This window comes from Streptomyces cylindrosporus (genome assembly GCF_022698165.1).
In the GTDB taxonomy this organism is placed as follows: Bacteria; Actinomycetota; Actinomycetes; order Streptomycetales; family Streptomycetaceae; genus Streptomyces; species Streptomyces cylindrosporus.
Genome location: NZ_JALDAY010000005.1, coordinates 109,150 through 122,560, shown reverse-complemented (window position 1 = coordinate 122,560; position 13,411 = coordinate 109,150). Strand labels below are relative to the sequence as shown.

Sequence of the window (13,411 nt, the reverse complement as noted above, 5' to 3'; positions counted from 1 at the left end):
ACTGGCGCGGCCCCGGCCGAGTCAGGCGGCATGGTCGTCGAACACCACCGTGTTGTGCCCTCCGGAGACCACCCTCAGGTCGACCGTGACGTCAAGTGCCGTCGACAGCCGGACCAGCAGATCCGCAGTGAGGGGAAGCAGGCCGCCCAGTTCGACGGCTTCGACATCGTCCTCGGTCATCCCCAGACGCTCGCCCAGGGCCGCCTCGGTCAGGCCCAAGGCCGTACGCCGGTCGAACACGAGTTGCCCGAGGTCGTGCGCCAGCCGAATCTGCTCACGCTCCGCCGCCACCTCCGGAGGCTCCACGTAGCCTTCGGAGGCTCTCCGCTCGCGGGACAGCTTCCAGCGGGTGTGGTTCATAGCTCCTCCCGGAATTCACGGGTGAACTCGTCGTGCGCAGGTCCATGCTCAGCCTCGCACAGCTCCTTGGCCAGCTTGGCGCGCTTGACCTCCGCAGCCTCTCGCATTCTGGTCTTCCGGAAGACTGTAAGGAGGACGATCCGCCGTTCGGGCGCCAGCCAGTAGGTCACCCGTATGGCGTTGCCGTCCAGGATGAACCGTAGTTCGCGCACGCCTTCTCCCAAATGGCGGGCGTGGGGCTCACCCAGGGTCGTCGGCGACTGGGCCAGCAGCTCCGTCTTCTCCTCCACCTGGCGATACCGCTGCGGAGGCAGCCTCTCCAGCCAAGCCCTCGCTTCCGGCTCAAGTTCGATCACATACGGCTCGCTCACGCGGCGAACACAAGCAGCTTGGTGAAGCACGGGCCCGGTTTCCTGAACACCATCACCCATACGTGCGTCAGTCATGGCCATATCGACAGCCGATCCCGGGGCATCGACCAACGAATCGATCGGTTGACCGCCACCCGTCAGCGATTCAGGTCCATGACGCCGGCTCCGAGCCCCGTATAGGAGTCCGGGTCGACGGTTGCGACCAGTGCTCCGTCGGGAAGCATCGCGTTCGGGCTCGCGCGAGGGACCGCCCGCAAGACGTTGGTCCTGCTGGCAGAGCTGGGCTACGTACGGACGGTCGTCGGCAAGGGGTCGTTTGTCATCGAGCGTGAGAGCGAGGATCAGCCTGCCAATGCGTCCGAAGGTGCCGAGTCCGACGACTGACGGGCGCGGGCCCGCACAAAGAACACTTACAGGTACAGGGGCGCGGCAATGAGTTGCCGGCCGGTCACGATCCGCTGCGGAGGTGTCGCATGATGGTGGCCCGGACATCGGTCAGCCAGTGCCGCAGCGAGAGGCCTTGCGGGGGATAGACCCAAAGGCCGAGGACTTTCGTCACGCGGCTGAGTTCGCTGTCGGAGGCGACCATGGAGAGGAGACGATCAATCTCCTCGGACGCGTGCGTCTGTTCTTCTCTGGAACTACCGGAGAGGTAGTCATCGAGAGCTGCTTTGTGCGATCCGTACTCCTGGCTGAAGTACTGGTGGAAGTAGCCCCCGAGCAGTTGTCCCAGCTCGTAGAAGTGTTTGCCCCACTCCCAGTCGGTCTGTGGAAGGTCTGCGCGCTCATAGGAGCCGCCGTTCCTGACCCGGTCGAGGTGGTTGCGGGCCACCGCCAGGCACTCTTCCACGGTGCGTCCGGCCGGGGGGCTGATACGCGGCAGGACGTCCACGTCATCCGAGATCTCGTCGCTGAACAGCCCAACCCGTAGAAGATCGTCGATCTCCCTGATGACCGCATCCAGGAGCCCAGGAACGTTCACTGCATAGCGCGCGTACGCCTGGAGGGCCGGCCCTGCCTCTTCTGGAGTGTCCGTGAACGTCCAGCCGGCGGAGGCGTAGGAATCGAGCAGATCCCGCAGCTCGGGAAAACGCGCTTCTCGCAGCAGGTAGTCGTCGGGCAGGTCCATGAACTGACTCTCGTTCTCAGGCGACAGGGTACGAAGTATGGATGCGGAAACCGCTCGGCCTGTCGACGTCACGGCGGAGAACCAGCAGCACCTGGTGCACGTTATGAGGGTCGGCGCCTCTGACGAAGTCCTCCCTGGTCATACTGCGGCCTGTGACTTCGCTGCCAAAGTCAACCTTGATCACCAACTGCCTGCTCGTGGTTTTCTCGATCCAGCGTTTCACGTCTTGTTGCCGAGCCAGCAGCGCTCGGTCCGTGAGGTCTTGAGCCGACTCCTCGCTGATGAAGCTCGAACTCCCGTCGATGCTCTTGTCCGCGCGCATCCTGGCCCGTAGCTCGCGGTCCGTCTTCTCGACATGGCGTTCGATCGTGTGGGCGCCCTTCTGTCCCTCGTCTCCCGCCAGGTCTGACCGGTACTTCGGTTTGACCGCCCCCTTGCGTTTGCTGCGCGGCCAGGCACTGGGCTCGCCATCGCCCTTGATGAGCAGGCCGAGATCATCGAGGGAAGTGCCCACGCCGCCGGGTATGGCCAGTTCGGGGCCGAGTCCCGGCATGCGGACGCCGCCGAGCAGTTCGGTCCAGCCGCCCACGCTGCCCGCGGCGCGGATCGCGGATCCGCCTCCGCCGAGGGCGCCGCCCAGCAGGGCGCCGTAGACGCCGGCCTGGCGGGCCTCGTCGAGGTTGATGCCGCCGGTCTGCTCGCCCAGGGCCATGGCGGTGGGCTGGGCGACCGCGAGGTCGACGGTGATGGACTCGATGCCGCCGAAGGCGGCGGTGGCCAGGGTGGTGCCGGCGATGGCGGCGACCTCCTCGGTGACCGCCACGCCCAGGGAGGCGGCCAGCTCGGTGACACCGGCCGCTGCGGCCGCCGCGGCGCCTTCGGACAGGCCGGCGGTGAAGACGGCAAGTGCGGTGCCCGCCACGAGGGTCGCGCCGACGATCTCCAGTTCGTGTTCGAGGTGCTTCTTCGCGCCGTGCACCGCGTCCGCGTACGCGTCCAGCGCCTTGGCCATGTCCCGGGCCGCGTCGGCCAGATCCTTCAGCCAGCCGCGGCCGTGGTCGTAGTAACGGCGCCAGAAGGTGTCGAAGGCGTCGATCGACTCGCCCTTGTTGTCCTCGATCAGCTCGCGGGCGGCCCGGTTCGCGACGGGGGTGATGTCGTCGACGTCGTCGGCGAAGGCCCGCCAGGCCCGCGCGGCGGCCCGCAGCTCGCCCTCGTCGGCGTCCGGCCACCACATTCCGGTCAGGTCCTGGACGACCTTCCGGGCCTTGTCCGCGACGCTCACGTGCCGTCACCGGTGGTGTCGTGGCCGAACATGCCCTTAACGAGGGCTTCGTTGTCGATGTGCTTGTCGGCCATGTCGACCAAGCCCGCGTGGATGCTGGCGAGACCCTCGACGAGGATCTGCGCGGAGTGTTCGATCCGCGTGACGTGCGGGGCGTAGGCGGTGTGGAACTTCCGGCCCTGCTCGTCGTCGCCCCACGGGGCGTCCGCCGCGGCCAGGTTCTGCTGCAGCCGGGTCAGGGCGTGTGCGAGGGCAACGCTTTCGCGGTGGAAGGTGGGCGCCGCCGTCTTGATGTCGTCGACCTTGATGTCGAGTATCTCGTCCTTGCCGCCCATGACTTGGCGTCCTCCCCCTCCGTCGACCGCACGGGCATTCGACCTTAGCCGCCGATTGTTGGTTCACGACTGCGAGTCACGCAAAGCCACGGCAAAGATCCATACGAGCATGGTGAGTTGCCTCACGGGTTGCGAGCCCGGCCGCGGGCGCAGAAGAGGACCGCCGGAGGTTCCAGCTTCATCCGTCCAGATGCAGCACAGGAGTTCAACGAGCGATGGTTCTGCGGAAGCATGACGTGAAGCGCTGGCTGGACCAAGAGACCGGAGCCTGAGCTCGTGGTCAACTTCGGTCTCAGTGATCGTCATGCACAACTACGCCGGACGTGGCCCGTGCGCGCGCAAGCAGCCGATGAACTGCAATTACACGGCGTCTCATCGTCTGCGCCCCTCCGCCTCCGTGCTTTCACCAGGGCAGAGGGTCCGGACGGCGGTTCCACCACCATCCGTGTGGCGAGTCGGTGTCCTCGGGCCCTGCCAGGTCCTTGCGAAGCGAGCCGGCGTCCTCGATGGTCAGCTCGGCGAACAGGGAGTCCAGGGGCTTGAGTGCGTTCTGGAGCAAGACAGTGTGGTGATACGGCAGTTGGGCGCGCCCACGCTCCAGTTGGTCGCGGGCTTCCAGGCGTTCGCGGTAGAGGTCCAGCGGATACCAGTCGGAGGGTGCCCAAGAGCCTTCGAGTTGCCGGACGAGTTTCTCCCAGGCGCCCAGGTAGCTCCTTGCCCTCCAGATCGCGGTACCCGGGGTGCTTGCCTCTTCCGGGTGCAGGCGGTGCATGTGCGCGGCGAAGGCGTCAGCGAGTGGAGTTGCGACCTTCAGCTCCCGGACGACTTCGGGGATGCGGGCAACGGTGACGTGCGGAAGCCCGCTGACGGGAGCCTCGACCCTGTCGATCGTGTAGCGCGGTTCCTCGTCGTCGGATTCGTACAGGCGAGTTCGTGTGACGAGCCCGTCTTCGGCGGCGAGCCAGTAGGCACTCGGCCGCACCTCCTCGGTGGGAAAGAGGACCACGGTGCGCGCCGCCCGGGCGAAGGCGGACGCCAACTCGCGCTCGGCGGGCTGTGGTCGTACGGAATCCTGGACGTAGATGTCCAACGACGTGGCAACGTCGCCCCGAACCCTCGCTGTCTCGCACAGCACCAAGGCATGCCAATTGCGCAGGTCCTGGTCGGTGGTCTCGTCGGCGACGTCTACCTCGTGTGCATGAACAGACAGGCACTGGGCGAGTGCCGCCGTGACGGTACCGAGGCCCAGCGGCTGCACGGTGAGGAAGTTGTATGTCATGGACAGGTCCCGTCGTAGCCAGCCAGGGCCTTTGGTCAGCTCTCTGTCCGTGGGAAGGTGACCTCCACCCGGCGGTTCTTCTTGCGCCCCGCCTCCGTGGAGTTGTCGGCGATGGGGTACTGCTCGCCGTAGCCGCGGACCTCGAAGGTGATGTTGGGGTCGTTCAGGTCCTGGTCCAGTACGCCCTGTACGGCGTCGGCGCGTTGCTTGGAGAGGACGTCGCCGTGGGCCGAGGAGCCGAGGTTGTCTGTGAAGCCGAAGACTCGGACCTGGGTCGCGTTCTGTTTCTTGATCTCCTCGGCGATCGTGGCGATACGGGCCTTGGCCTCGGCGCTCAGCTTTGCGCTGTCCTTGCTGAAGAGGACCTCCGCCTGGAGTGCGAAGGTGACGCTCGTGTTGGTGTCCTCTCGGCGTTCGTCACCGGACTGGTCCTCGACGACCGACTTGATGTCCAGCACCTTGGGGTCGGCGAGCGTGGCGCCCTCCGGGAGCTTGAGGTCGGGGTCGTTCGGGTCGACCTTGACCGGGGCTGAGGCGGAGGCCTCGGTGTCTGGGGGGAGGGGGGTGGGGGTTTCGTCGGCATTGGCTGTCGTGGCGCCGACCAGGTTCGTGGCGATCAGGAGCGCGGCGGCTGGGATGGCCAGGGAGAGGCGTGGAGTGGTCACGGTGGGCCTCACCCGGAGATCTGGATGGTGGCGGTGGCGAAGCCCGGCAGCTGGAAGTCGACCTCCGTGGTGCTCGTCGGCGGCGAGGGGAACTGCATGAACACCGGGATGGACTCACCGGACTTCAGGGCGGGCAGCCCGGTTGTGGTGAGGGGGCGGCCGTCCGTGTCGCGCAGAACGTAGTAGCGCTTCTTCCCCTTGGAGTCCACGAGTGTGGCGCCGCCGAGCGAGCTTCCGTTCTTGATGATCTCCGTCTCGTTGCCGCTCAGGTTGGAGGGGATGACGGCGGTGCCGGCACCGTCGTTCTTTATGGTCCCGTTCACAGTGACGAAACCGCCGGAGTCGCGCTTGGCGGAGGTGATCTGGAGAAGGAGGCTCTGGGGGCCCTTGAGTTCGGCGAGCGGTTCGTCCGACTGCCCCTCCTGCGTACTCGGGTTGGATCCGCCGTCCTTGGTCGCGGAGGCCGACGTTTCAGGCTTCTTGTCGTCGCCACCGCCCGAGCCGCAGCCGGTCACCCCGAGGGCCAGACCAGCCGCAACGGTCAGCACGACCATCCCCCTGCGGGCCTTCGCAGTGAACCGAATGCTCATCTCTCTGTTTCCTTCTCCACTCGTCGTTCGCTTGTCAGTCGGCCAGATGGACGTCGAAGAGGTCCTGCGGTTCCGGGAGATCGGTGAGGTCATCCGGATTCAGGTCCCAGTTCTTGTCCTTGCAGGTGAGTTCGGGGAGCCTGGTGCCCGCACCGGCAAGGTCGAACGTACAGAGCGGTTCGATCACGGCGGTGGCAGACGCATCCGACTTGGCGTTCTCCGTGCCGGGGACGATCGAGTCACCGACGGTCTTGTTGGTCGTGACCTCGACGTCGTAGCGCAGATTGCCCGGATTGCAGGAATCCAGCGTCGCGTCGTTCTGCGTGGCGAGCTGACCGGCGCGGTCGCAGCCGTCGACCGCTCCGATTCCATCGAAGATGTCCTGCCACTTGGTCGGGTCGAGTACGTCGTCGACCCAGTCACCCGCGAGTTGGTCCCGGGTCTTCTGGGCCGCTGCCAGCGCTGCCGCGTCGGCGGCCGTCTGGGCACCGTTCCGGTTGACCGCGGCCTGGCCGACCGCGAAGTAGGCGAACGCAAGGAAGAGCAGGCCCGCCACCACCGTGATGTAGATGGGGAAGGCCTGCCCTGCGTCACTGAACCTGCGCGACGGCCTCAGGTGATCTCGGCGATCTTCGCCTTGATCTTGTCGAGGATCGTCTGTCCGATGTCCGTGCCGGTGATGGCCAGCACGATCGCCACAACCACCGCGATGATCCCCAGGTACTCGACCGCCGTCTGCCCCTTGTCGCCCGCGCGCCTGCGCATCGCCTCGGTCGTCGTGTTCTTCCAGCCGTTCACGCGCACCTTGGCCGCGACGGCCTTCTTCAGCATCAGGTCGCTCATGGCGCTTCCCTCCGGGTTCGCTTCCGACCGTGGCACCGTACGGTGCCACACCCCGGCTCCCCGAGGGCCCCTGGGCCCAAATCCGGGCCCAATTCGAGGCCCTGCCCCGCTCCCGGCCCCGCTGCCGCCCCTGCTCCCGCCCCCTCACCGCGGCTCACCCCAGCCCTCGGTCCGGGCGCGGCGCGGTGCCGAGCCATTTGGCCGTCGCCTCGGAGCGGCTCTTGCTGTGGAGCTTGGCGAAGATGCGGTTGATGTGGTTCTTGACCGTCTTCTCGCTGATGAAGCAGGTGGCGGCGATCTGCTGGTTGTTCATGCCGGACGCGATGAGGTCCATGATCTCCGCCTCCCTCGTACTGAGTCTCCACGACTGTCCCACATCTGATTGCAATCGCGAAAGCCCTTTCGCGAAAATGCCTTTTGAGCGGGGAGTTGAGGGGTCATTCTTGTGTGCAGTTGCACTTCCCAGGCCCTCGGGCAACGCCGTTCCCGTGCCCGCGGGCGTCTCCCGCAGCTGGGTCAGCAGGGCGCCCGCCGCCGTCGGCGTGAAGTGTGCCCGGCCCTCCCTGATGTCCCGTACCGCCGCTACCAGTTGGTCCGCCGTGAACTCGCCGTGGACCAGGTAGCCGCCGGCTCCACGGCGCAACGCCTCCTGGACGATCTCCGACTCCCCGCTGTACGTGAGCATCACGACCGGCGCGAGCGGCACCAGGTAGGGCAGGGCGGAGATGCCGTCGACGCCCGGCATGCGGACGTCCAGTAGGACGACGTCGGGGTGGTGTTGGTTCGTTGCCTCGTAGGCCTCTCGGCCGTCGGTCGCCTGCGCCACCACCGTTATGTCCGCTCGGCCGGAGAGCAGGGCCGTGAGGCCTGCGCGGACCACCGGGTTGTCGTCGGCCACCACCACGCGGAGGGGGGTCGTCGGGGCGGGCGGCGGGAAGTCCTCGAAGGGGCTCGGTGGGGGTGGCTGCGGGGAGCCGGGACGGGGACCGGTCGGGTCCGGCATCGGCGGCCTCCTCTCGTCGGCGTGGGGGGAGTTGGGTGTCGTGTGCGGTGACGTCGTCGTACTCATGCCGGGTCCGTCCGCAGAGCCGCCAGCGGCAGTTCCAGGTGGACCTCCGTGCCGCGGGGGTGGGTGCCGCGGCCGATGCGGATGCGGGCGCCCACCGAGGCCGCGCGCTCGACCATGCCGACCAGGCCGAAGTGGCCCGCGCGGCGCAGTTGTTCGAGGGTCGTGCCGGGGGGCAGGCCGTGGCCGTCGTCATGGACGGTGATCGTCAGGAGGCTGTTCCGGACCGCCGCGGTCACCTCGACGTGGGTCGCTTCCGCGTGGCGGTGGGCGTTCTCCAGGGCTTCGGCGGCGATGGTGAGGAGTTGGCGGGCCACGGCCGGGGGGAGCTGCGGTACGGCCTGCCCGGCGGGGGCGTGGTAGGTGGCGGGCAGTCCGGTTCGGGCGCTGAAGTCCCCTGTACGAGCGGCCAGTTCGGCCAGTACGTCCGTGCCGTGGTCGGGGTCGTGTTCGCGGCGCAGGTCGGTGAGGAGTTCGCGGGACTCGGCGGCGGCCCGGCGGGCCGATCGGGACACCAGTTCGGCTTGTTGTTTGATCAGGGGTGCGTCGATGTCGTCGGCGGCGGCCGAGGTCGCGAGGCCGTCCGCGGCCAGGGCCACTCCGTGCAGGGTCTTGGCCACCGAGTCGTGCATCTCGCGGGCCAGGCGGGCGCGTTCGGCACTGACCGCCTCGGTGACCGCCAGCCGGGCCTGTACCTGGGTGAGAGCCTGGGTCGCGGTGCCGAAGCGCAGCATGAGGCCGCGCAGGGATGAGCCGACGGCGCCCGCGATCACGCAGAGGCCGGGGAGGAGGAGCGACTCGGCGAGGTTTCCGTGCAGGTCGTGCCTGGTCGCGTAGACCAGGAGGAGGATCAGGGACTGGAGGGACGCGAAGCAGGCCGCGCCGCGCCAGCTGTAGACGATGCCGGCGAGGAGGGGGGTGCAGACGCTGACGTAGGCGAGGGTGGTGTCGGGGCCCGCCGAGATGAGGAGCAACGAGCCGAAGAGCGTGTCCGCCGCCAGGAGGGTGGGGTGGCGCAGGAGGAGGGGGCCGAAGCGTTCCCAGTCCCGGTAGAGGACGTACGAGCCCATGAACGTGACGACCACGGCGGCGCCGACCAGGCGGGTGGGTACGCCGGGGGCGGCGTTGAGGAGGGCGGCGGGGGCCGCGAGCGCGATCATCGCCAGGCGGAAGGCGAAGACCTGGCGGCACATGGCCTGGAGGGCGTTGATCTGGAGGGGGATGGCGGGGGGTTTGGGGGACCGCCGTCTCTTGGGCTGTTTGGGTACGGGGAGTTGTTCGTCCGGGGGTGTCTCCGGGGCGGGCGCCGCCGGCTCCGGCGGCCGCTGCGCCCGCGTTCCCTGCCTCGGTACCCCCGGCAGCGGCTGCGGCGCGTCCGCCGGTACCCAGCCCGGCGGCAGCGCCGGGGTCACCGAGGTCACCGGGACGTCGGGGGCGCCCGTGCGGGCGTGGTCCGGCAGGACCGTGCCCGTCGGTGGGGTGGTGATCTCGGGGGCCTTCGGGCGGCGCCACAGCAGGCCGCTGACTTCCCTCGTCGTCGCCATGTCGTCGCCCTCCCCTGGCTACTTGCCCGTGATCGTGCCGAAGTCGGTGCCCGAGCCGAGCAGCAGTCCCGCGCCGAGCAGCAGCAGGGTGGCCGGGACCATGAACGTGGTGATCATGAGGGTGGCCCGGGGTACGGCGCGCGCGGCCTTGCGGCGGGCGTTCTGGGCGTCCGTGCGGCGCATGTCCTTGGCCAGGGAGACGAGGGTGTCGACGATGGGGGCGCCGAGTTCCTCGCCCTGCTGGAGCGCGGTGACGAACATGGCCACCTGTTCGGAGTCGTTGCGGCGGCGCAGCTCCGCGAAGGCCTGTCGGCGGCTCATGCCGAGGTCCATCTGGCGCAGGGTGATGCGGAGTTCGTCGGCCCAGGGGCCCTCGTAGCGGGTGGCGACGCGGTCCAGGGCCTGGCGGAAGCCGAGGCCCGCGCTGACGACGACGGCGAGTACGTCGAGGAAGTCGGGGAGCGTGCGCTCGATCACGTCCTTGCGGATGCGGATCGCCGCCCAGATGCCGACCTCCGTCCAGAACGCGCCGAACGCGAGGAGGAGCAGGGCGACCAGGTACTGGCCGCGCATCAGGAAGACCAGGAAGCCGACCGCGCCGAGGAAGCCGTAGACCGCTCGGCGGGCCGCGTAGCGGTCGATCGTGAGGCCGCCGGGGTTGCCCGCGAGGTCGATCTTGCGGCGGTACTTGGCGACCAGCCCGGGGCCCATGATGCGCAGCACGGCGGGGGCGTAGCGCATGCCCATGCGGTCGATGAGGGAGTCGACGGCGCCGGTGCGGGTGGCGCCGACCTCCAGGGCGAGGACCAGGTCACCGGGGAGTTTGGCGTCCGCGCGGTACATGCGGATGCCGGCGAAGATGCCCCAGACGCTGAGGCCCATGGCGAGGGCGAGGAGCAGTGCCATGTCACATATCACCTTCCTCAGACGTCGATGCGGGACATGCGGCGGATGAGGAAGAAGCCGACCGCGTAGAGCCCGAAGGCGATGAGCACGCAGGCCTGGCCGATCGGGGAGCCGGTCATCCGGTCCAGGGCTCCTTCCTTGACGCCGTCCATCAGGAACAGGGCGCCCACGCCCATGACCGGCACGGCGTACGCCGTCATGTTGACCTGGGCCAGCTGGGTGCGGATCTCGCGCCGGGTCTCCTTGCGCTCCTCCAGCGTCTCGGTGAGGTTGCGCAGCGCGCCGACGACCTGGCCGCCGGCCCGGTTGGAGAGGACCAGCGTGGTGACCAGGACGACCAGTTCGCGCGAGGGCAGCCGGTCGGCGAGGTCGCCCAGCGCGTCGTCCATGGACTGGCCGATCGAGAGTTGGTTGGCGACCTTTTCCAGTTCCTCGCCGGCCGGCGCCTCCATCTCCTCGGCCGCCATGCCGATCGCGGTGCGCAGGGCGAGTCCGGCCTGGGTGGCGTTGGCCAGGATGCGCGCGAGTTCGGGGAGTTGGTTGATGAACTTCTCGATGCGCTTCTGGCGCTGCCAGTTGAGGAACTGAAGCGCCGCCCAGACGCCCAGCAGTCCGGCGATCGGGCCGAAGAAGGGGGCGAGGGAGGCCTGGCCGACGAGCCAGAGGGCGGCGACGGCGGCGAGCATGTAGACGAAGAACTCGCCCGGGGTGACGTCGAGTCCGGTCGCCGCGAGCTTCAGCTCCAGCTTCTTGCCGGCCTTGGTGCGGCGCAGCCGCCGGTCCAGCTTGCGGAAGCGGCGGGTGCGGCCGCCTGAGGTGATCTGGCCGGTCTGCGAGAGCCGCTCGATGAGTGCCGCCCGCTCGGCCCGGCCCGCGGCGTAGGCGTGCAGGCCGGCGACGGCGAGGACGCAGGTCAGCAGCGTTATGCCGGTGGTGAGTTGGACGAGGGTGTGCAGCTCCATGGGGACTACCTGGCTTCTCGGAGGGCGAGCTGGTGGGTGGTCTGGGCGACGCCGAAGGCCTGTGGGACGGGCTGGTTGGCCATGAAGAGGCGGTCGGCGGTGCGGCGGGTGAGCGGGAAGTGCTGGAAGGCGCCGTGGATGCGGCCGTCGGGGGTCATCGGCTGGGCGTTGAAGCGGGCGACGGTCGCGAGGCGGTAGGGCTCTCCGCCGTGGCTGTCGAGGAGGGCGATCTCGGTGACGCGGCGCATGCCGTCGGCGAACCGGGTGAGCTGGATGATGACGTCGACGGCGCTGTTGATCTGGTCGTGCAGGGCCACGAAGGGGACCTCGACGTCGGACATCGAGGCGAGGGTCTGCAGGCGCATCAGGGCGTCCTCGGCGCTGTTGGCGTGCACGGTGGCGAGGGAGCCGTCGTGGCCGGTGGACATGGCCTGGAGCATGTCGAGGGACTCGCCGCCGCGGACCTCACCGACGACGATGCGGTCGGGGCGCATCCGCAGCGAGTTGCGGACCAGGTCGCGGATGGTGATGCGGCCCTGGCCCTCGACGTTCGGCGGGCGGGCCTCCAGGCGGACGACGTGGGACTGCTGGAGCTGGAGTTCGGCGGAGTCCTCGATGGTGATGATCCGCTCGCCGTCCGGGATGAGGCCGGAGAGGGCGTTGAGGAGTGTCGTCTTCCCGGTGCCGGTCGCGCCGGACACGATCACGTTGAAGCGGGCCTGCACGAGCCCCGCGAGCAGGTACAGGATCGGCTCGTCGAGCGAGCCGAGGCCGATCATCTCCCGCAGCGTGAAGGAGCGCGGGAAGCGGCGGATGGTGAGGGTCGCGCCGGTCAGGGACAGCGGCGGGATGATGACGTTGACGCGCTCGCCGGACGGGAGGCGGGCGTCGACCATCGGATTCGACTCGTCCACGCGGCGGTTGACCGTGGAGACGATGCGTTCGATGGTCTGCATCAACTGGTCGTGGGAGGCGAAGCGGAGGGGCAGCTGTTCGACGCGGCCGCCGCGCTCGACGAAGATCGCGTCGGGGCCGTTGACCATGATCTCGGTGATCGACGCGTCTTCGAGGAGGGGTTCGAGGATGCCGAGGCCGAGCGCCTCGTCGACCACCCGGCGTATGAGCTGGGAGCGTTCGACGGTCGACAGGACCGGGCCCTCGCGGCTGATGATGTGGCCGAGGACGCGCTCCAGACGCGCCCGGCGCTCGGCCGCGGCCAGCGAGGACATCTCCGCGAGGTCGATCTCCTCCAGGAGCTTGGCCCGGTAGGAGGCGACCAGGTGGCCGTCCTCGCCCCGGTGGCCGTTCTCCTCCGGGGAGTTGATGCGTGCCCGCAGGCTCATGGTGCTCCTCGCTGTGCTCAGTGGTCGAGCGGCATGACCGCGGTCTTGCTGGCCTGGTAGTCGCCGAGTCCGGGGAACAGGACGGGGATGTGGACGTGCGAGGTGACCTGCACCTCGGTGCCCAGGTCCGCCCGGTCGCAGGTCGCGTCGAGGCTGACCGCGTTGGCGCAGTCCGCCGTGTAGTCCCGCTCCAGGGACGCGCTGCGCGCCCCGGCCCGCGCCGCCGTGCCGGCCTGCTGGGCGGCGTAGGCGATCAGTCCCAACTGCACGCCGGCCAGCGCGACCAGGAGCAGCACCGGGATGAACCCGAGATACTCGATGGCGACCTGGCCACGGTCCCGGCGCCCACGGCCGCCCGGCCTTCCGGGGCGCTCTTCGACGTCGTACGACATCTCACTTCGCCTCCTCTACGGCGCCGGCGTGGCCGTCGACCGTGAACGGGAAGCCGATGGCGCCGGGGAAGAGGACGGGCACCTTGAGGTGCACGTCGGCGGTGACATAGCCGCTCCCCCCACAGGTCACGGTGGCATCGTCCCTCCACGCGGCCGACAGCTCCTTCAGCGCGGCCTGTTCGCAGGCGGCCTCGCGCTCCCCCGGCTCGGCCGCCGTGCCGGCCCGTACCGCCTCGTCGGCAGCATTCCCCGCGAGCGTGTACGTGTATCCCGCCAGCACGCACTGCCACAGCAGCACCAGCGTGACGATGATCAGCGGGGTCATGCCGAGGAACTCGATG

Annotated in this window: 17 protein-coding genes; all 17 read right to left on the bottom strand. The window is 68.8% G+C overall.

Annotation, left to right across the window (positions count from 1 at the left end; translation table 11 throughout):
• Positions 1 to 21 precede the first annotated feature (21 nt).
• Complete coding sequence (locus MQP27_RS16910; protein WP_242766007.1) at positions 22 to 360, bottom strand: helix-turn-helix domain-containing protein; 339 nt, start codon at positions 358 to 360, stop codon at positions 22 to 24.
• Positions 357 to 731: a type II toxin-antitoxin system RelE/ParE family toxin gene (locus MQP27_RS16905; protein WP_242766006.1), complete on the bottom strand. Its 375-nt coding sequence runs from the start codon at positions 729 to 731 to the stop codon at positions 357 to 359. Before MQP27_RS16905 ends, MQP27_RS16910 begins: the two co-directional genes overlap by 4 nt.
• Before the next feature lie 448 nt (positions 732 to 1,179).
• Positions 1,180 to 1,860, bottom strand: a complete 681-nt coding sequence (locus MQP27_RS16900) for a contact-dependent growth inhibition system immunity protein (protein ID WP_242766005.1) — start codon at positions 1,858 to 1,860, stop codon at positions 1,180 to 1,182.
• 16 nt (positions 1,861 to 1,876) lie between these two features.
• On the bottom strand, positions 1,877 to 3,145 hold the full coding sequence (locus MQP27_RS51385; RefSeq protein WP_242766004.1) for an RNase A-like domain-containing protein: 1,269 nt from the start codon (positions 3,143 to 3,145) through the stop codon (positions 1,877 to 1,879).
• The gene (locus tag MQP27_RS16890) at positions 3,142 to 3,480 is read right to left on the bottom strand and encodes a hypothetical protein (protein ID WP_242766003.1); all 339 of its coding nucleotides are present in this window, start codon (positions 3,478 to 3,480) and stop codon (positions 3,142 to 3,144) included. Before MQP27_RS16890 ends, MQP27_RS51385 begins: the two co-directional genes overlap by 4 nt.
• Before the next feature lie 403 nt (positions 3,481 to 3,883).
• The gene (locus MQP27_RS16885) at positions 3,884 to 4,759 is read right to left on the bottom strand and encodes a hypothetical protein (protein WP_242766002.1); all 876 of its coding nucleotides are present in this window, start codon (positions 4,757 to 4,759) and stop codon (positions 3,884 to 3,886) included.
• 35 nt (positions 4,760 to 4,794) lie between these two features.
• Positions 4,795 to 5,424 carry an OmpA family protein gene (locus tag MQP27_RS16880; protein WP_242766001.1) on the bottom strand — a complete coding sequence of 210 codons (630 nt, stop codon included), beginning with the start codon at positions 5,422 to 5,424 and terminating at the stop codon, positions 4,795 to 4,797.
• Positions 5,425 to 5,432: 8 nt separating this feature from the next.
• Positions 5,433 to 6,014: a hypothetical protein gene (locus MQP27_RS16875; protein ID WP_242766000.1), complete on the bottom strand. Its 582-nt coding sequence runs from the start codon at positions 6,012 to 6,014 to the stop codon at positions 5,433 to 5,435.
• Between the two features lie 34 nt (positions 6,015 to 6,048).
• On the bottom strand, positions 6,049 to 6,630 hold the full coding sequence (locus tag MQP27_RS16870) for a pilus assembly protein TadG-related protein (RefSeq protein ID WP_242766523.1): 582 nt from the start codon (positions 6,628 to 6,630) through the stop codon (positions 6,049 to 6,051).
• Entirely contained in the window at positions 6,627 to 6,857 is a 231-nt protein-coding gene (locus MQP27_RS16865; protein ID WP_242766522.1) for a hypothetical protein, read from the bottom strand. The genes MQP27_RS16870 and MQP27_RS16865 overlap by 4 nt, the downstream gene beginning before the upstream one ends.
• A gap of 154 nt (positions 6,858 to 7,011) precedes the next feature.
• Positions 7,012 to 7,860 carry a response regulator gene (locus MQP27_RS16860; protein ID WP_242765999.1) on the bottom strand — a complete coding sequence of 283 codons (849 nt, stop codon included), beginning with the start codon at positions 7,858 to 7,860 and terminating at the stop codon, positions 7,012 to 7,014.
• 62 nt (positions 7,861 to 7,922) lie between these two features.
• On the bottom strand, positions 7,923 to 9,467 hold the full coding sequence (locus MQP27_RS16855; RefSeq protein ID WP_242765998.1) for a sensor histidine kinase: 1,545 nt from the start codon (positions 9,465 to 9,467) through the stop codon (positions 7,923 to 7,925).
• 18 nt (positions 9,468 to 9,485) lie between these two features.
• Positions 9,486 to 10,373, bottom strand: a complete 888-nt coding sequence (locus MQP27_RS16850; RefSeq protein WP_242765997.1) for a DUF5936 domain-containing protein — start codon at positions 10,371 to 10,373, stop codon at positions 9,486 to 9,488.
• A 17-nt stretch (positions 10,374 to 10,390) separates the two neighbouring features.
• Complete coding sequence (locus tag MQP27_RS16845; protein ID WP_242765996.1) at positions 10,391 to 11,335, bottom strand: type II secretion system F family protein; 945 nt, start codon at positions 11,333 to 11,335, stop codon at positions 10,391 to 10,393.
• A gap of 5 nt (positions 11,336 to 11,340) precedes the next feature.
• Positions 11,341 to 12,678: a TadA family conjugal transfer-associated ATPase gene (locus MQP27_RS16840; RefSeq protein WP_242765995.1), complete on the bottom strand. Its 1,338-nt coding sequence runs from the start codon at positions 12,676 to 12,678 to the stop codon at positions 11,341 to 11,343.
• Positions 12,679 to 12,695: 17 nt separating this feature from the next.
• The gene (locus tag MQP27_RS16835; protein WP_242765994.1) at positions 12,696 to 13,070 is read right to left on the bottom strand and encodes a TadE/TadG family type IV pilus assembly protein; all 375 of its coding nucleotides are present in this window, start codon (positions 13,068 to 13,070) and stop codon (positions 12,696 to 12,698) included.
• Between the two features lies 1 nt (position 13,071).
• The gene (locus MQP27_RS16830; protein ID WP_242766521.1) at positions 13,072 to 13,395 is read right to left on the bottom strand and encodes a pilus assembly protein; all 324 of its coding nucleotides are present in this window, start codon (positions 13,393 to 13,395) and stop codon (positions 13,072 to 13,074) included.
• Positions 13,396 to 13,411: the final 16 nt, after the last annotated feature.